The organism is Psychrobacter sp. L7, assembly GCF_002810365.1.
Classification (GTDB): Bacteria; Pseudomonadota; Gammaproteobacteria; order Pseudomonadales; family Moraxellaceae; genus Psychrobacter; species Psychrobacter celer.
Genome location: NZ_NEXR01000003.1, coordinates 470,990 through 487,905 on the forward strand (window position 1 = coordinate 470,990; position 16,916 = coordinate 487,905).

At 42.3% G+C, this 16,916-nt stretch carries 28 protein-coding genes and 1 tRNA gene; 20 read left to right on the forward strand and 9 right to left on the reverse strand.

Annotated elements, in window-relative coordinates:
* Nucleotides 1-5: 5 nt before the first annotated feature.
* Nucleotides 6-329 (reverse strand): hypothetical protein, encoded by a 324-nt coding sequence (locus CAP50_RS05655; protein WP_100749299.1) that lies wholly within the window; start codon nt 327-329, stop codon nt 6-8.
* Nucleotides 330-631: 302 nt separating this feature from the next.
* Between CAP50_RS05655 and CAP50_RS12675 the strand changes: the two genes are divergently transcribed.
* Nucleotides 632-808: a hypothetical protein gene (locus CAP50_RS12675; RefSeq protein ID WP_172953068.1), complete on the forward strand. Its 177-nt coding sequence runs from the start codon at nt 632-634 to the stop codon at nt 806-808.
* 16 nt (nt 809-824) lie between these two features.
* Entirely contained in the window at nt 825-1,106 is a 282-nt protein-coding gene (locus CAP50_RS05660) for a hypothetical protein (protein ID WP_100749300.1), read from the forward strand.
* Nucleotides 1,107-1,182: 76 nt separating this feature from the next.
* Here the strand turns inward: CAP50_RS05660 and CAP50_RS12920 are convergent, their stop codons facing one another.
* The 4 genes from CAP50_RS12920 to CAP50_RS05680 all read right to left on the reverse strand — a co-directional run bounded on the left by CAP50_RS12920 (nt 1,183) and on the right by CAP50_RS05680 (nt 3,135).
* Nucleotides 1,183-1,548 carry a type II toxin-antitoxin system RelE family toxin gene (locus tag CAP50_RS12920; protein ID WP_446737506.1) on the reverse strand — a complete coding sequence of 122 codons (366 nt, stop codon included), beginning with the start codon at nt 1,546-1,548 and terminating at the stop codon, nt 1,183-1,185.
* Entirely contained in the window at nt 1,526-2,392 is an 867-nt protein-coding gene (locus tag CAP50_RS05670) for a hypothetical protein (RefSeq protein WP_075101703.1), read from the reverse strand. The genes CAP50_RS12920 and CAP50_RS05670 overlap by 23 nt, the downstream gene beginning before the upstream one ends.
* 93 nt (nt 2,393-2,485) lie before the next feature.
* Nucleotides 2,486-2,869, reverse strand: coding sequence for a hypothetical protein (locus CAP50_RS05675; RefSeq protein WP_100749301.1), 384 nt, complete (start codon nt 2,867-2,869; stop codon nt 2,486-2,488).
* On the reverse strand, nt 2,842-3,135 hold the full coding sequence (locus tag CAP50_RS05680; RefSeq protein WP_100749302.1) for an excalibur calcium-binding domain-containing protein: 294 nt from the start codon (nt 3,133-3,135) through the stop codon (nt 2,842-2,844). Before CAP50_RS05680 ends, CAP50_RS05675 begins: the two co-directional genes overlap by 28 nt.
* A 93-nt stretch (nt 3,136-3,228) precedes the next feature.
* On the opposite strand from CAP50_RS05680, the gene CAP50_RS05685 reads away from it, so the two are divergent.
* Nucleotides 3,229-3,459 carry a hypothetical protein gene (locus CAP50_RS05685; RefSeq protein ID WP_100749303.1) on the forward strand — a complete coding sequence of 77 codons (231 nt, stop codon included), beginning with the start codon at nt 3,229-3,231 and terminating at the stop codon, nt 3,457-3,459.
* On the opposite strand, the gene CAP50_RS05690 is transcribed toward CAP50_RS05685, so the two are convergent.
* From CAP50_RS05690 to CAP50_RS05700, 3 genes are all read right to left on the reverse strand, one after another.
* A complete protein-coding gene (locus CAP50_RS05690; RefSeq protein ID WP_100749304.1) occupies nt 3,456-3,773 on the reverse strand; it encodes a hypothetical protein in 318 nt (105 codons plus the stop codon). The two genes, CAP50_RS05685 and CAP50_RS05690, sit on opposite strands and share 4 nt — an antisense overlap.
* Before the next feature lie 211 nt (nt 3,774-3,984).
* A complete protein-coding gene (locus CAP50_RS12680) occupies nt 3,985-4,488 on the reverse strand; it encodes a hypothetical protein (RefSeq protein ID WP_172953069.1) in 504 nt (167 codons plus the stop codon).
* Between the two features lie 122 nt (nt 4,489-4,610).
* A complete protein-coding gene (locus CAP50_RS05700; RefSeq protein ID WP_241900666.1) occupies nt 4,611-5,390 on the reverse strand; it encodes a LexA family protein in 780 nt (259 codons plus the stop codon).
* Between the two features lie 107 nt (nt 5,391-5,497).
* Between CAP50_RS05700 and CAP50_RS05705 the strand changes: the two genes are divergently transcribed.
* The 13 genes from CAP50_RS05705 to CAP50_RS05760 all read left to right on the forward strand — a co-directional run bounded on the left by CAP50_RS05705 (nt 5,498) and on the right by CAP50_RS05760 (nt 11,787).
* Nucleotides 5,498-5,746 (forward strand): transcriptional regulator, encoded by a 249-nt coding sequence (locus tag CAP50_RS05705; protein WP_100749305.1) that lies wholly within the window; start codon nt 5,498-5,500, stop codon nt 5,744-5,746.
* Nucleotides 5,747-5,748: 2 nt separating this feature from the next.
* Nucleotides 5,749-6,117: a CII family transcriptional regulator gene (locus CAP50_RS05710; protein WP_100749306.1), complete on the forward strand. Its 369-nt coding sequence runs from the start codon at nt 5,749-5,751 to the stop codon at nt 6,115-6,117.
* Between the two features lie 141 nt (nt 6,118-6,258).
* Entirely contained in the window at nt 6,259-6,474 is a 216-nt protein-coding gene (locus tag CAP50_RS05715; RefSeq protein WP_100749307.1) for a hypothetical protein, read from the forward strand.
* Nucleotides 6,475-6,477: 3 nt separating this feature from the next.
* On the forward strand, nt 6,478-6,972 hold the full coding sequence (locus CAP50_RS05720) for a hypothetical protein (RefSeq protein WP_153045427.1): 495 nt from the start codon (nt 6,478-6,480) through the stop codon (nt 6,970-6,972).
* Nucleotides 6,973-7,039: 67 nt separating this feature from the next.
* Nucleotides 7,040-7,984, forward strand: a complete 945-nt coding sequence (locus CAP50_RS05725) for a replication protein (RefSeq protein WP_100749309.1) — start codon at nt 7,040-7,042, stop codon at nt 7,982-7,984.
* Nucleotides 7,974-8,540: a hypothetical protein gene (locus CAP50_RS05730; RefSeq protein ID WP_100749310.1), complete on the forward strand. Its 567-nt coding sequence runs from the start codon at nt 7,974-7,976 to the stop codon at nt 8,538-8,540. The genes CAP50_RS05725 and CAP50_RS05730 overlap by 11 nt, the downstream gene beginning before the upstream one ends.
* The gene (locus CAP50_RS12605) at nt 8,537-8,728 is read left to right on the forward strand and encodes a hypothetical protein (RefSeq protein WP_153045428.1); all 192 of its coding nucleotides are present in this window, start codon (nt 8,537-8,539) and stop codon (nt 8,726-8,728) included. Before CAP50_RS05730 ends, CAP50_RS12605 begins: the two co-directional genes overlap by 4 nt.
* The gene (locus tag CAP50_RS05735; protein WP_100749311.1) at nt 8,725-9,069 is read left to right on the forward strand and encodes a DUF1064 domain-containing protein; all 345 of its coding nucleotides are present in this window, start codon (nt 8,725-8,727) and stop codon (nt 9,067-9,069) included. The genes CAP50_RS12605 and CAP50_RS05735 overlap by 4 nt, the downstream gene beginning before the upstream one ends.
* A 43-nt stretch (nt 9,070-9,112) precedes the next feature.
* Nucleotides 9,113-9,694 carry a hypothetical protein gene (locus CAP50_RS05740; protein ID WP_100749312.1) on the forward strand — a complete coding sequence of 194 codons (582 nt, stop codon included), beginning with the start codon at nt 9,113-9,115 and terminating at the stop codon, nt 9,692-9,694.
* A gap of 138 nt (nt 9,695-9,832) precedes the next feature.
* Entirely contained in the window at nt 9,833-10,357 is a 525-nt protein-coding gene (locus tag CAP50_RS05745) for a DUF2939 domain-containing protein (protein WP_172953070.1), read from the forward strand.
* A gap of 199 nt (nt 10,358-10,556) precedes the next feature.
* Nucleotides 10,557-10,820: a hypothetical protein gene (locus CAP50_RS05750; RefSeq protein ID WP_100749314.1), complete on the forward strand. Its 264-nt coding sequence runs from the start codon at nt 10,557-10,559 to the stop codon at nt 10,818-10,820.
* Between the two features lie 349 nt (nt 10,821-11,169).
* Nucleotides 11,170-11,646, forward strand: a complete 477-nt coding sequence (locus CAP50_RS05755; protein WP_100749315.1) for a hypothetical protein — start codon at nt 11,170-11,172, stop codon at nt 11,644-11,646.
* 65 nt (nt 11,647-11,711) lie between these two features.
* Nucleotides 11,712-11,787 (forward strand) — tRNA-Ile (locus CAP50_RS05760).
* 294 nt (nt 11,788-12,081) lie between these two features.
* On the opposite strand, the gene CAP50_RS05765 is transcribed toward CAP50_RS05760, so the two are convergent.
* Complete coding sequence (locus tag CAP50_RS05765; protein ID WP_100749316.1) at nt 12,082-12,480, reverse strand: DUF6173 family protein; 399 nt, start codon at nt 12,478-12,480, stop codon at nt 12,082-12,084.
* Nucleotides 12,481-12,552: 72 nt separating this feature from the next.
* On the opposite strand from CAP50_RS05765, the gene CAP50_RS05770 reads away from it, so the two are divergent.
* From CAP50_RS05770 to CAP50_RS05785, 4 genes are read left to right on the forward strand one after another with little or no spacing between them, the layout of a single operon-like run.
* Nucleotides 12,553-13,116: a putative metallopeptidase gene (locus CAP50_RS05770; RefSeq protein ID WP_100749317.1), complete on the forward strand. Its 564-nt coding sequence runs from the start codon at nt 12,553-12,555 to the stop codon at nt 13,114-13,116.
* A gap of 32 nt (nt 13,117-13,148) precedes the next feature.
* Entirely contained in the window at nt 13,149-13,634 is a 486-nt protein-coding gene (locus CAP50_RS05775; protein WP_100749318.1) for a DUF2280 domain-containing protein, read from the forward strand.
* The gene (locus CAP50_RS05780) at nt 13,634-15,247 is read left to right on the forward strand and encodes a TerL protein (protein ID WP_100749319.1); all 1,614 of its coding nucleotides are present in this window, start codon (nt 13,634-13,636) and stop codon (nt 15,245-15,247) included. Before CAP50_RS05775 ends, CAP50_RS05780 begins: the two co-directional genes overlap by 1 nt.
* Nucleotides 15,244-16,767, forward strand: a complete 1,524-nt coding sequence (locus tag CAP50_RS05785) for a phage portal protein family protein (protein ID WP_100749320.1) — start codon at nt 15,244-15,246, stop codon at nt 16,765-16,767. The genes CAP50_RS05780 and CAP50_RS05785 overlap by 4 nt, the downstream gene beginning before the upstream one ends.
* The last annotated feature ends 149 nt before the right edge of the window (nt 16,768-16,916 follow it).

Consider the following 16,916-nt stretch of genomic DNA (forward strand, 5'->3'; position numbering starts at 1 on the left):
CCTCCCTATGCATGGTCGTTGTGATAGGATTCAGCCATTGCAGCTTCAGCCCAACCAAAGGTGTTATGCTTGTTAAAAATTTCTATAACCAAGTCTTCTAAATCCATGCTCGACGTATCAATCAAGTTGCCATCGGCGTCGGAATATTCAGCATTGATGTTTTCAATTTCGACTTCATCGCGCACACCATCCCAACCTAGTTCAACATTCAACTCCAAATAGTCATCGTTGATATAAACTGTTAGGCTGACATCACGACCGCCGTAGCTGATGCTTGGCTTTGAGCTGTTGTAACTTTCTATCTTTGTTTTTGCAGTAATCTGTGCCATAATCCTTTCACTCCTTGTTGAGTAAAGCCCTGCGTTCTTGGTTGGATGTTCAGGGCTTTTTGTTGCCTAAAATTTGGTAATTCGACTAACTCGGTATTAGCTGATGAATTAATATTACTACCAAAAGTAGTATTATGCAACTAAAAATAGTATATATAACTACCTAAAGTAGTGAATACTTTTAATTCAAAGGTTTGCAAGCACAAAAAAACCCGCTCTAGGCGGGTTAGATAGTGATTGATAAAAGTAGTGCCTGGTGCTATCGTTAAATTTACTCTACTCAATTATTAAGGTGGTAGCCTATGAAGCTTTGGTCAGCACTTCTTATCTCTATGTTTATGATGGCACCAATGATGGAGGCGAATGCTCGCAACTATCCTTGCTCTAAAAGCATGGGCGGTGTATCGCACTGTAAAGATGGTAAGTTCGTTTGTAAGAATGGCAAGATTAGTCAGTCTAAGAAGGTTTGTAGTGGTTAAGAGGAGCTTAGATATCATGCTAGAAAAATTATGCTGGGTCATGTTATATGGCGTTCGTGGTTCTATTTATGCAATACCTTTGATGTTGCTCTCGCTTGCGTTTACTTTTATCAATAATAATCTGCTATCACCTACTGAGGGCAGCTATTTTGTATTTATAACTAATTACCTATCGAATGGTCTGATGTATCTTTCATTAAGCGCGTTGGCTGCCGCAGCCATAGTATGGATAGCGACTTGGATACGGGATTATTGGACAGGGTATTTACCAAATTGGATCAGAAGAGAGTTGTATTGAAGAGAAACTCGTTAAGGACGGGTTGGGTGTAGGGTAGGTAATGAAAAACCCACCGTGGGGTGGGTTCTAGTTTTTACTACACTGAAATCTCAGTACACTCTTCTACTGAAATCTCTCGTAATCTACTAATAGCACTGTCATATACTTTGTCATCATCTCTTTTATCAACAGCCCATACGATTAGGACAACGGTTTGGCATCGCACCTCATAAACTAAACGATAGCCTGCACGTCTTAATTTAATCTTATAACAATTGAATAGCTTGCCGCGCAGTCTATTGCTATCAATAACTGGATTAAGAACTATACTGCTAAGCTTTCTTTGAAAAATTCTCCGAATACTATGATCTATTTTGTTCCATTCTTTAAGAGATTCTTTAGTTAGTAAAACCTTATAGACTTGATTACGTTCTCGGTCTTCACACATGCAGTTCTTCTCCATTCACCTCAGGAGTTAGATTGCTTGCCATGCGAGCCTCAACAAGCTCAATCAAATCATCATCATTTTCTTCATAGTAGACAAAATCTTCAGGAATATTGCTTATAGGAATGTTTATGCAAAAGACCTCAATATCGTCTGCTGCTATTTGGAAGTCTATGTCATCATGATCTAAAATAGCATTGTTGATCTCTTTATTTAACTCTATCGTTTCTTCAAGTGTCCAATGTTTGTTTGAAATTATAAGTTGTAGAGATTTAGTTCTAAACTCAATATCTAACGGTAAGGAGTATTTAAGCTTAATTGTTTTGACAACAAGCTCTAAGACTTTTTGATAAACAGATAGGTCGCCATTTTGTTTGAGGTACCAATCTATTCGCGACTGAATATTAGAGTAAATAAAATCACGCTCTTTAATATCATAGAAATCAAGAACTTTTATAAAGTCGCCACTGTTATCAAGATACATAGTACTATCTTCTATATACCGTAAAACATCTTCTTTACTTATTTTAAACTCTTTTCTCAGCAACAATTTTTCAGAATACTGCTTTAACAAAGGCCATCTACCAATTGATTTAGCAGCTCTAACCTGTGTTTGCCCAAACATTTGGTTGTAACCATTTTGTTTAATAGCTTTATCTAGAGTGATAAAAGCAAGCTCAAGTTGATTAGTATAAATATAATAGTCAGCGCGCGCGGCAGCCCCCTGTGAAGGGTCATTGCGTTCTAATGCTTTGACGGCTCTATCAAGTCTTTTTAATTTGAATACATCAAAGGTTTTTTTACCCTCTTGGGCAAACATAGTGTTAATAAACTCTACGTCACTTTGCGGCTGCAAGCTCATATTGCTTCCTATAGCTAAGTATTTCTTAATACTTCATATGATATATAAATAAGCAGTTGACAGCAATCGTTTATAAGTAAGCAGTTAGTACCTTCATACTTCACTACACGCCCTCAACCCAGCCTCTACAGCCTCGCTCAAATCAGCACCTTCCTTAATGCTATAAGGCACATTCGGCTCCATACCATCGCGCTTCAGAGCGTCGGCAGCGGCTTTATTGAGCGGTGTACCGATAGATGAGTCTTTACTGTAGCCCGCAGGCTCAAAGTACACCTCAATACCGGTAGGGTAATAGACACACGATATCTCGCCTGATGTCGTAAACGGGTATGGCGTATCATGATCAGCACCCCAAAATACCTCGTGCACCACAGTATGGCCCGAGACAAACTTGTCACTATCTTCTTGGGCGGGAGTGCAAGCGACTATAAATACTGCAGCGGCACCAATTAACCACCTGGACAAATCGATTCGCATGGCACACCATCCTTGTCACGATCTAGTCTAGTGTTGCCGCATTTAAGGGCTTGTTTGGCTTGCTCACAACTAGTCATCTGCCCACAGGTGCGCGGTAGGCTCTTGCACTGCGAACCACCAGAGCCTTTAGCAAATAGCGGATGGTCAACCTCTACAGGCTCTTTTAGAACATTATTGCCCTGGAATGGGTTATCGACAGTATTGACGGCCGCATTGGATGAAAGCGCGAAGATAGATAATGCTGCAGTTAGTAATAATTTTTTCATGGTTACTTCCTTGTGTTATAAATTATAAACCACCACTAGAACGGGTTTATAATGTTATGATATAACATATATGATTTATTAAAGGTTAGTGTTATGCCAGTAGAAAATAAAGCCGATGCTGTTGCATTACCAAAAATTCAACTTGAAATCATTAATGAAATCGCTGAAACGCTTGCTATGCTAGGAGCACCTAGCGGCTTAATAGCCTGTATTGGATCTTGGGGTGATACTTTACCCCAAGATGAAATACTAGAGATGTGGCGTGACTGGAACCGACTTGCCAAACAAAAAGAGTGGGTTATTGAACCCGCTGTTTTTGCTTAATACCTTACTTCTACATCAATTGTATCTACGCAGGATTGCGCGGTGCTATGGCTATTTACTGTATGCCAGCCTTTGTCTATGAGTTTCACATCACTCAACTCATTAATAGGCATACAGCGCCAATTTGATTTAGCATTTGGTATTATCGCGCCTGAACTACTCTCGCCTCCAAATTGATAAAATAAGGCTTGTTTCCTACCGTTTTTTGTACCAATAACGTGAGGACTCATTTCACGATGATAGCCTTGATACGTGGCAGATATCGATGATTTACCGATAATCGCCTGCTTAATAACTTCGTAATCATTACTCACTATTACTCTCCTTGTCAGCCAGTCTCAAGCGTGCTGGCTTTACGCATAAAAACAGGTGAATCAATGAAGCTAAACACTATGGTCTTCGTGAAAGACAGACTCTATGAAAACTCTACCCAGCTTTATTTAGAAGACTTCAGCTTTGATGGCGATGAGTTTTTCGTACCAATGGGCAACCGCAAACAACCAATAGGTTATTTAAGATTCAAACTTACTGAGAAAGCAAAATGCTTTGAATTACAATCATTAGAGAGCCTAGATTATCCCAACCCGAATCCACAACTTTCGTTATCAGGTGTCGCATACTCTCGGCAGGCAGCTCTCGAAGCGCATCAAGCATTGTCTGCTTACGCTCGTTAGGTAAGTCAGACGATAGGATTATCGACTCTAAAAGCACTTTAAACTGCTCAGTTTCGAACTTTACAGTTACCGTACCCAGTATGGCGGACAAGCCGCCATCATCTGCAAGAAAGTCCATACCGATATGGGTTATAGAAGATCGGCTAGGTTGAGCGGAATGATCTCCAATCGACCTAGAAACCAAAACACTCTTTTCAGAAATCAACTTATGCGCCTCAAGGTAGGCTAAGTTAGCGATAAACTTACGATAAATATCCGTTCCGAACTCGTACCTTCCATCCATCTCTACGGATGCAGGGTACACCTCACTAAGTTCCGTCAAAATCGCTAACTGCATTTCTCTATCTAAAAGCATAACTACATCCTTGTATCAATCCCAATCCAGCGCCTCAGAATACACGCACCAACCAACGGGCAGGGTAGTTACCGGCTTGGTGTGTTTTATGAAATGGAGGATCCAGTAGTATTCGCAAGGTTTCATAAGCGCCTCTGATTCCGATTTCTATAACGAACATACTTGCTATCAACTATCCCTACCAGCTGGCACTCGCTCATCGGTATTATTTTCTGATCGGGCCATTCAGGGTTAAGCGGTTTTAAGTACATTTCTTCAGGACTGTCACCAAGCACAAGCTGCTTAAACGTGGCTTGTTTATCGTCATTACAGTGGATAACGATTAAGTCGCCATCCACCAATTCCCATGGTGTTATCTCTGGCTCAACGTAAATAATCTCATCGGGCTTAAACTCAGGCCACATACTACGTCCCTGGATAATCAATCCAAACGCCTTATCAGACAGGTGCGTAGGCCTAGGGATCCATTCAAGAACATCATCTAACGTTGTAGGCAGAACGTCACAAAAACTACCAGCGGCCACCCAACTGATTACTGGCAACATTCCATTCATACCATAATCAACTGAAACTCTTTGTGTATCTTTGGGGTCGCTAGAGTTGGGAACTTCTGTGCTTCTGCCACTTTGCATGGCCCTTATTTCGGCTTTTAACTCATTGACGATAGAGTTATTTTTTGAAAGCTCGCCATATTCAAGATAAGCCGCTGTTACTCCAAGAGCTTCACTAATTTTTTGCATTCCTTTATTTCTAGGTTTAGCAAAACCTTCACAGTATCTACGAATCATTTCGTAGCTGATTTTTGTTTTACTACTTAACCCATTCTTGTCCAGACTCTTGGCATTCATCAAATCTGTGAGTCTTTTTGCAAACTCAGGATGTTTAATCTCTAATTCACTCATTTTATTCCTACCCCTAGTAGTAATTTACATTCTAGGTCATATATCTCCTTGCGTCATCACTATTAAAAGTAGTATATTACTACTTAAAGTAGTAATGGGAAAAAGATATGACTTCAAAAACAGCTTTAGAAAAGGCATTCGATATCCTGGGAAATCCTGCCCAGCTTGCTTATGCGCTAAATATTACCCCCTGGGCCGTTTACAAATGGAATGTCAGTCGTCCGCCTAAAGAACGATGCCTAGATATTCAAGAACTTACCGATAACCAAGTAACTGCTGAGCAGTTACGTCCTGATGTTAATTGGGATTATGAGCGCGCGCAGCGGGAAACAAAACAACAACCAGAGGAAGCATAACCATGATAACCAAATCTATATGTCAATTATCAGACGAACAGCTTGCATGGTCACGCAATATGCAAACGCAGGTCTTGCAAGCCATTGATAAGAATGGTCAGTCAGAACTTGCAAAAGCAATTGGAATTGACAGTAGCACTGTGTCACGCCTTAAAGAGCACCACCTTGCAAACCTTTGCAAGATGCTTGCATCGCTTGGGCTCAAGGTTGTACCTGCAAATATGAAGTGCTATGACGCGGCCAAGATCGACATCTTATTTCGTTTGGCCAAAGACAACTTTCAGCGTTTAGAAGAAGTTGATGATTTCTTTCATGATGATGCCAAGGCTCAGATTGCAGAGGGCACTTATCGCCCAAGAGGTGCTCTATGACCTGCGACGACTGCCCAAACCAAACAGACGGCAAGTGCTGTCATCAATCAATCAGACCCATCCCAGCCTTGATATTTAGCGATGCAACCATGGCAACGCTTAAGGCTCAGTACAACCAGTATTACGGACAAGGAGTAAGTAATGCGAAGTGAACACGCAGCACACTTATCGCTGATTCAAGAGACAGCGGAAGAAAAACGAAGAAGAGTGAGGGAGAGAAACATGAAAACCATCGAGGAAGAAAATCAGCGCAAACGTGATATCAACGCTCAGTTTTGGCACAGCATGAAAGAAATCATTTTTATGATCACATGCGCGGCCATCGCCATTTACACACTAATCCATTTTGCGGGGTAGGTCATGAAAACAGAAATGCACTTTACCAACCTGAGCCGCTACCCAAAAACATGCGGTACGCCAGACGACATCATCGAAGCGGTTAAACGCGAGCGCGGATTTATCGACTTAGACGACCCAGAGCAGCGCCGCAAGTACAGCTCATTAGACTCTCGGATCGGCTTTAACCCCAGAGCCAGCATCGAGCGCACAGAGGGCATCAAGAGAGCCAAGATTGAGCACAAACAGGCGCTAAAAAACCTCAAGCAAGGCACTACCAAGACGCGGGTCAAAAAAACCGTAGGCAGACCGAAAACAGCTACAGAGATGCCGACTGCTAAAGGCCAAAAGGTTTTAGAGATATTGCGAGATAAGGGTTTTTACGATGTGTCTGATTGGAGTCTATCGCAAGTCTATCTAAGCAACATTATCGGTCAGGTGCGTGAGCTGGGTCACAAGGTAGATGTGATTACAGGCAAGAACAGAAGGGCTGTCCGCTACGTGATGGACGAGCAATAAAAAACCCCAATCAGTTGCACCTGATCGGGGTTTCAACAAACTTAACAAGAAATTGGAGTATAGCAATATGGGAAACGCAGCGCAAGAAAATCAGAGGCACGCAATGAATGAAACGGGCTTTACGCAGGTAGACAACAAGATATTCGACGCACAGCCGTATTTATCCCCTGCGGCTTTCGGTGTGCTTATGCGGGTGGTCAGAATGATTGAGGGTTACAGAGGCAATGAGGAAGCAGCCTTATCAAACACTTTTCTTCAAAAAAACTGTCGTATGAGCAAAAACACCGTGTCAAAAGCAGTGTCCGAATTGGTGGAATTTGGTTTTTTAAACCAAGACGCTCAGCAAAGAAAGACCGCTATTTACTCTTTGAACTATAAGAATATCGCTAAATTTGATGCCAAAAAACTGGGTCAAAATTTAGCATCCCAAAATTTAGCATCCCAAAATTTGACCATTAGATTCCCAAAATCTGACCTAGTTAGCTCCCAAAATTTGGGAAGTAATAAAGAAAACATAAAGAAAACTTCTTTAAAGAAAACTATAGAAAAAAATAAACCAAAAAAAGCAGTGTCTAAATTTTACTCACCTGAAAAACCTAAATCGGTATCTGATCAGATTTGGAGCGATCTATTAGCTCACAGAGCAGCTAAAAAAACCTCGAGCACCAAGACAGCTTGGACAACAATTTTTAATGCTTTGGAAAAAGCTCAACAAGCAACCGGTCACAGTCTAGATCAAATCATTACTTACTGGATCAGCAGAGACTGGAAGGGGTTTAACGCCGATTGGTATTTAAACGCACAGCCAAACCAAAATCAGACACAGCAAACAAATTATCAGGGGAATAACAATGCAAACCATCAATCAGCTAACAGCCAGCATCAGCAATTCGACACAAGCACCACATCAGGCTATGCAGCCAAGCTCGATGCAGATGCAGCAGCCTACTATGCAGAGCAAGCAGCAAGAGCCCAGCAGTCAGCTGACGGAAGCACTGAGAATGCTTTTTAAGCAGTGGAAAGCTTGGTTCAAAAACAAAATGAAAACCCGTGATGATGATTTTGATTGGTCATTCGATATGGTTTTAGTTTGGGCTCGTTACCTCACCAAGAAAAAAATTACCCAGTCTGAATTCAACAGAGCCAGTGAATTATCGTTTGATCAAGACTGGGTGCCAAGCAATGCCAAAGAGTTTTTGGCCTTGGTACGGACACAGCAAACCAGTGAATACCCCTCAGCACAGGAAGCATTTGATAACGCTTGCTGCCAATGCGGACTCATCGAAGACCAGTATGTCAAACGCAAATGGGCCCATGCAGTCGTGTTAGAGGTGGCAAACCGTATCGGCTGGGGAAAGCTTAAAAACGCTAATGAGTATTTTCTAAAGACATTCACGAGTGTGTATGAGCAAGTAATCAGCGAGCATCAAAACGGCGCCATGTTTGTTATTCCTGAGTCGCACCAGGTCGAATACAGCCACACGGCATTACAGCCTGATAGCCCAATGGCAGCCAAGGTCGATAATTTTTTAAAACAGTTTAAGCGCAAGCATGGGGAGGCGATATGAGACAGATCACAATGTGCACAGAAAAAGACGGCAAGCTGTCCGGCGAGGTCTTAGATGACGGCACGTACTGGCAGATACCAGCGTTTGAGTATAGCGGCAAGCACAAAGAGGCTGCGCTGCTAGAAAGGCTAGATATCGTACAGATTGAAGCGCAGATGGAAGCAGAGATGGCAAGGGGTGAGGTATGAATAAGAACGTACAAGCGCTAGGTCGCATGAAGTCAGGGAAGATGAACAACACTGAGAAAGCCTATGCTCAGCACTTGGAGCTACTCAAGCGAGCGGGTGAGGTCTCTTATTACTCATTCGACGGCATCAATTTACGATTGGCTGATAACACGTTTTATAAACCTGATTTTTTAGTGATGCGCTCAGATGGTCAGCTAGAGATACATGAGGTCAAAGGGTTTTGGACTGATGACGCGCTTGTGAAGATCAAGGTTGCTGCTGACAAATTCCCATTTAAGTTTATCGCAGTCATGAAGCAGACAAAAAAGAATGGCGGTGGTTGGGATATTCGAGAGTTTTAAATATATAAAAAAGTATATCGATAAATTAAATTGAGGACTCAAAATGACCAAACTATTAGCTAAAAGATTCGGCACCAGTCCACGCTTAGAATTACTCAGCGGTGAATGGCTGAAGCAAGGCATGGGTGCCAAGACCGTGAAATTTGATATTGGGCAGGGTGGATTGCCTCCTGAAGTGAACTGGGAGGATAAGGCCGCAGCTATTGCATTGATTAAAAGCAAAACAGGTAAGGCGTTAGCTTCACTCTTAGTATGGGGCGATAACGAACGGTACGACTGGTCAGAGTCGTTTGATGATGTGGTTAACCACTTAGCAGCCAACATGATTAAATACTGCGTAGAGGACGGCAGAGACGCACCAAAGAGCAAGTACACGCTTAATGAGCTGGCATACAAGATGGCACGCATGACACTTCACTTTGAACTATACAATTTATGGCCATTATATTCAGTCGAGGGGCGATTGCTTTTTAGTGGTATTGATATGTCAGCGAGCTCATACAGTCAGATTTGGTCAAAGTATCAGGACAAGATGCTGCATGATATTGAGTATCTTATGAGGTTTATTAACAACGATGTGGCTAATTATCGTTATAACTTAAACGACAAAGAATTAAGTGAGTAAATATTATGCAGATTTATAAAATACAAGAGCAGACCGATGCCGCTAAATCCTTAATATTTGGAAGAAATAAAGAAGCATAACTATAGTTGGTTTTCTCTATATGTTATTATAGTGTTTTTTTATGTTAAGGGATTGTTTGTGAAAAAGATACCTCTTTTAATCGTCGCTTTACTAGTCATAGTAGCTGGCTATTTATACGCATCACCTTATTTAGCACTTAATAGTATAAAAAATGCTGCTCAAGAACGAGATGCTGATAAAATTTCGAGTTACATTGATTTTCCAAGTGTGAAGCAAGGGGTTAAAGATCAGCTCAAAGCTAAGGTTGCCAGAGAGATGATTACATCAGATAGTAATGATGGTTTCGAAGCGCTAGGGTCAATGTTCGCCACAGCAATGATAGACCCAATAGTTGATGGCTGGGTCACCCCGGATGGAATAGCGGCCATCATGGTTGAGGATGAAAAAAACAGCTCTAAAAATGCTACTAGCGGAAAAGACAAATCTAATGATGTGGAGTATGAAACTAGTTACGATTCTTTTAATGTTTTTCATGTCGATATCGGTGAGATAGAAAAAAATGACGGCATAAGAGTTACTATGCATCGTGATGGTTTGAGCTGGAAGGTAACCGGTATAGATTTACCAATGGACGATTTCTAACATGTTTTATAGATACTTGACCCTTGATAACAGTTAGTGCTATATTTACTAAACTGGCGTTTGTAGTATTTAATGCCAACCCATTCAGGCGATTAGTTGATACTAACCGCCTTTTTTATTGCCTGAGATTTGCCCTTGAATTATGCATGTTTTGACTTCATATATGGCATGCATTTTAATTTTAAACAAGGAGCAGTGAATGAGTATTGAAATTAGCGGTACAGCTAAAGTAATGATTGATGATAAAGTGTTTGAGGTAATTGATTTCGACGTTGAGACCGATGTTCATGACCCTGATAGATCTATGGGTCCAGAATTTGTCCATATTTTTACTGGGTATGCTGATGGGAATGAAGTTGAATGGCATGTGTATGAATACCCAGTAGGTGATGTAAATCATGTAGAGTATCAAGGTGATTATGAGCTAGTTGAGGCACCTGAATTTATATCAGTAGTAGAATAAGAATACTTTAGTAAAAAAATAAATTTTGCAAAAGCCGCTTATTAAATAGGCGGCTTTTTTATTGCCTACGATTTGCCCATTATGATTTTTCGTGACGGGCTTTTTTACATCCAAAATTTAGCAGGGATGCTATGTGCGATCTAACCAACCAGCAAGCCTATGATTATTATCATGAGGTCACAGAGTCGTGCGCCAAAGCTTATTGGCTACAGTTTCTACGAGACAGAGCTAATAGAGGCGTGGAAGGTGCTCAAGGTTTTGTAGATAAGATTGAATTTTGTCTAGCATCTTGTAATAACAAATATTGACTCAAAATAAGTAAAACCAATAATGTAAATGAGGATTTATAATGATTTTGATACAAGAAGAGTTTGACACAATGGCCCTACAGCTTGCTGAATACTTAGCAGCCTATTATTCAAAAGCGATGGGCAAAAATCATCATCGTAATGTCATAAAAGATGCTAACAAGTGGTCTGTAGCTTGGTATCAAGATGAAATTAATCGTCAGAGCGACTTATGTGATCTTATTAATAATAAGAAAGTCTCGCAGGAAGATTTTGACGAAATCGTTTTAAGATTTTTTAAAGCTTTAATTCCTAATTTTAACAATCAAAACGAAACAAAAGACAAAAAATTAACTCTAACTTCAAGCTCTTGTTCAAGAGTTTTGGAACATGCTAGAGGTCTTGCTGTAGCTTGGTATCAATATGAAGACGAACGCCAAACTAGTTTTCAAGATTTATTAGCTCAGCTAGATGGAGAAGTTGAACTAGCCGAGCCGAAGAAACAAAGCTATGGCAGTGCTCTTCCAAGAACTTTCTAATAGAATAAATAACTTATACGAATGAGAAGCCCACTATTTGGTGGGTTTTTTATTGTTCAGAATAAGTGCCTATAGCTCAGCGGTTAGAGCAGAGAACTCATAATTCTTTGGTCGTAGGTTCAAGTCCTGCTAGGCGCACCATATTTTATTAACCCCTTTTGCCTCCCTTGATTGGACGAGGCATTTTTTAATTAAGACTGGCAGTGAGACGCGCTGTCGCCAATTGCAGAGGTTTACATGTAGATAAGCAAAGGCTTTGACATGCGCCTAAATACAAGCACTCACGTTGACCCCAAGCTTGGAAATATGAAGCGGCTTATTCCCGTCCCAAGCTTATATAAACCCGTCAAGATGGCGGGTTTACTTTATTTTATACACGCTACTCGCAAAAGCGCTAAGCGCACTTATCACGCTCGACCAGAGCTCATAGTAGGTCTATCGGTCATGTGTGAACCCAATAGGAGTGCGCGCTTCATCTGGATCATGCTTTGGCACTGCCTGTAATAAAAAGTTTAGTTGGTTGCAGTGCTGAATTAGACGTGTTGAACCACCAGTTTCAGTTGTCCCATGAAAGATGATTAGGTTTGGTCTGTTGAACTCAATAGCGCTGACATAGAAGGTTACTGAGCTGCCAAATGATGCGGCTAGAATCATAACCTCCTGCTCATCATCAAGACTAGACTCAAAATCTTTTACATGGCGAATAATAGAGTCTTCAATCTGAATTACTGGATTATTAGCGCGATGTGCATCTTCTCGAACTTTTGCAGTAACCTGATTCATTCTAGCGTTACTAGCTCTAAGTGTATCGTTAAATTCATCATAGTTAATCATAGGTTTGTCTTTTAAGTGATGGGTTGAGTGTATATTTTATAGCGAACGGAGAGAGAGGTTAAAGGATATATTATGTCACAACAAAGACCGGTACCTCCTAATGATATGCCTTCTTTTTTAGCAGCCCCAGAGATACACGAATGGCTACATGCCACCATACTTAACCCTGATCATGAGTGGTTTAACGAAGATCATCGGCACCTAATGGAATATTCAGTAACTGAAATAGCGTTTATGTGGGCCCAAGGCGAGTACATCAAAGCTGGTAAGCAGATATTAGGCCAGTGCGAAAAAGTAATGATGATGGCGGGCGGTTGGAAAAAGACACGTCAGGAAATGTGGTTTGAAGACACGTTGGGTGATGTGCCTGAGTACCTAGTCACGCTTGATGCCAATTATTGCCGTGATTGTACAGACGCTGAGTTTGCCGCACTGGTTGAGCATGAGATTTACCACATGAGACATAAACCAGATATGTTTGGTGACCCATCATTCAAAGCGGACGGTAGACCACAGCTCGAATTGATTGCTCACGATGTTGAGGAATTTTTCGGAGTCGTCAGACGATATGGCGGTGATGAAGCGGTAAGACGAATGGCTAAACTGCAAGATTGTGAGCCGCAAATAAAATACTAATTACCTTTACTTAGCGATACGAGAGAGCATTTATGGCGACCCTTAACAATAAGGTTAAGGCCTTTATTGTACAAGGGCTTGCTACCTATATGACCCCATCCGAAGTAGTGGAAGCTGTCAATCAAGAATTTGACGGGCTGAAAGTTACAAGACAGCAGGTATCAAACTACGATCCGAGTAAAGCAGCTGCAGTTAATTTGTCCCAAAAGTGGCGGGACCTATTCAAGCAATTCCGCGATGACTTTAATAACGATATTCAGGCGATACCGATTGCTAATAAAGCGTATCGATTGAATATGCTTGACCGTATGGCACGTGATGCTGAGAAGTCAAAGAATAGGCCATTAGCAGCGGCACTAGCAGAGCAGGCAGCCAAAGAAATGGGCGAAGTGTTTACCAATAAGCAGAAATTGGATCATCAGTCGAGTGACAAAAGCATGACGCCGACAATCAACAACTTCAACGGTGACGCTCAAGCAGCAAGCCAAGCGTATCAGGATATTATGGGTGGTAAATAATGCCTATCCCTTTTGCATTTGATTTTAAAAATCCTGATTACGCGCAAGTATTCGAGTGGCGCATTGAGCGATTACAGCGCATTAGACAGCAGCCCGACCAAATACCAGCGCTCAAAGCGTTTTATCGTGACAATCCCGCGCAATTTATTATTGATTGGGGCGTGACTTATGACCCGCGCAACATTGAGCGCGGCTTACCATCATATATACCGTTTCTGTTGTTCCCAAAGCAAGAAGAGTGGATTCATTGGCTGATGGACGGTTGGAGGTTGCAAAAACCGTCAATTACGGAGAAAACGCGGGATATGGGTATGTCATGGCTCATGATGGGATTGTCGTGCTCACTAGGCTTACATAATCACGGCTTATCAGTCGGTGTTGGTAGCCGTAAAGAAGAATACGTTGACCTTATCGGCAGTCCTAAAGCTTTGTTTGAGAAAGGCCGTATGTTTTTGAGTGGTCTGCCTCCTGAATTTCGCGGCGGCTGGATTAGAGAAAAACACAGCCCCTTTAAGCGCATCATATTTCCCGAAACTGGCAGTGTGATTACTGGCGAGGCAGGTGATGGCATTGGTCGTGGTGATAGGGCGTCATTGTATTTTGTTGATGAGGCCGCTTTCTTAGAGCGCCCGCATTTAGTTGATGCTTCATTGTCTGCAACGACAAACAGCCGTAACGACATATCAACACCCAACGGTATGAGCAATTCATTTGCACAGCGTAGGCATAGCGGCAAAATCCGCGTGTTTACGTTTCATTGGCGCGACGACCCACGCAAAGATGACGAATGGTACGACAAGCAGCTTGATGAGCTAGACGCGGTAACAGTCGCTCAGGAGATTGATATTGATTACGCTGCATCGGTTGAGGGAGTGTTGATACCGTCTGCATGGGTGCAATCTGCTATTGATGCTCATAAAAAGCTGGGTATTACTATCAGTGGTAGCAAAATAATGGCGCTCGATGTGGCAGACGAAGGCATTGATAAAAATTCTATTGCTGGTCGTCATGGCGTATTGCTCAATTACTTAGATACTTGGAGCGGTAAAGGCTCAGATATTTTTGCCACGTCTAAAAAGGCAGTCGAGGCGACCGCTGACAGTCAATCGGAATACTTTTTGTATGATGCTGACGGACTGGGTGCGGGTGTGAAAGGTGATGCTAGGGTGGTTAATGAGCAGCGCACAGGACTGCCTGATGTTGACGCGCACCCCTTTAGGGGTTCGGCAGGTATCTATAAGCCTGAGCGTGAAGATATTGTTGGCAAAAAGAACAGTGACGCTTTTGATAACTTCAAAGCTCAAGCGGGGTGGGCATTACGCAAGCGCTTCTTATTGACACATAGGGCGGTCGCTGAAGGTATGGATTTTGAGCCAAGCGATATCATCAGTATTGATAGCACGCTTGAGGAGTTATCGACTTTGACTACCGAGCTATCACAGCCAACCTACTCAAAAAATAATGCGGGCAAAATACTGATCAACAAAAAACCAAAGGGCACGCCTTCACCGAACCGATTTGATGCGGTGATGATGGTGTTTGCCGACAATATGGTTGAGAAGAAATCCAATAAACGACATAGAGCCACTGCTGGCAAACGGACGTATAGATGAACGATATAACTGAAAAGCCGCGTTACCGTGTCACAGCAGGTAAGGCGCTAAGCCAAGAGCAAGCAACAGACCTACGCGGCAAGACTTTTTACCGCTACCTGATTCGTACTGATACTGACGAGATTCTTAAAAAGGCCGGTATCAGTCGTCATGCGCTTAAGACGTTGCTGACTGATCCGGATATTGATCAAGCGATTGATAGACGCGAGGAAGAGTTAAGCAATGCTACTTATACGATTACACCGAGCGAGGGTAGTGTTGCTGAGTTTATATATGGCCAACTAGACCTACACCTTGGAACAATCTTGCAAGGCTCATCTCTTAGCAAGTGGTATGGCTATGATGTGATTGAAATGTTGTGGGGTAACGATAGTAAGGGGCGTAATGCGGTCACCTCGATGATGTCAAAACCCATTCAGTGGTTTGAGCCATTATCAGGCGGTGCACTGCAATGGTTTCCGAACGATGGGAGTCAGCCGGTCATGATTAGCGATCAGGCTGACTTTTACTATCGTTATCTATACCAGCAGCATAAGCCGACCTATCTAAACCCTAAAGGTAAATCGTTATTAAGCCGTGTTTACTGGCTGCATTACTTCAAAACCAATGGTTGGCGCTTTTGGTCTAAGTTCTTGGAACGTTTCGGTTCACCTTTGCTGATTGGTAAGACTGATGCAAGCAGTAAAGAAGATGCGCAGGACTTTGCTAATGCGCTATTAGCAGCACATAACTCAGGTGTCGTCACTGTCGGCATTGATGAAGATGTAAAACCAGTTACAGGTGGCAGTAACGGCGAGGCGTTTGTTAGCTACGATAACGTTGTTAAGCAAAGCATTACTACTTACTTGTTAGGTCAGACGCTTACCAGTGGTACGGACAAGGGCGGTACTTACGGTCAAGGTGTTGTGCATCAAGAACAGCAAGAGATTATCTTTAGCAGCGACCGTAAGCACGCGCTTAAAGCTGTCCAACGGTTTATCGATGTTATCTGTACCGCTAACGGTTTCGAAGCGCCTGAGTTCAAATGGGTGGCTAAGAAGTTTATTAATCAGGAGCAGTTAGACGCGGACAAGAAAGCGCATGACATGGGTGTTCGTTTTACCAAGTCGTACTTTGTTGATGAGCACGGATATGACGAGCAGCATATCTCACACATGGATTATGGTGATGGTCAAGGCGCTATTAAGTTGCCAGCATCCTCACAAGCCAATCGTTATACGTCAATGGCTAGCAAAACATGGCTGCCATTTAAGGCAGCTGATGGCGACAGTGGATTTACTGATGAACAGCAAGAGCTTGAAAAAGTCGCAGATGATGCGCTTGAATTGAGCGTACAGCCGTTTGATACTGATGCGGTACTATCTGCTATAAGCAACGCTACTGACGCTGATAGCTTACGTGAGTCGCTATTTAACCTATGTGGCGAGGGATTGGCTGATAGTGCTTTTACTCAGCTGGTTAATACTTCGTTAGCGGTCGCTGATTTACATGGTTTTGCTGATGAGTCGAGTGAGGAGTGATATGGCTGATTACAAGATAGGCGATTTATTAGTAGGTAGGTATAACCCTGATTTTAAGGCTGTGGTCGTAGGTTTTAATAGTGAGGGGTTGGTTCGCATATCACTCAGGCTATTGGATGCACAGAGGTGCATGGAGCACACAGAAAGAG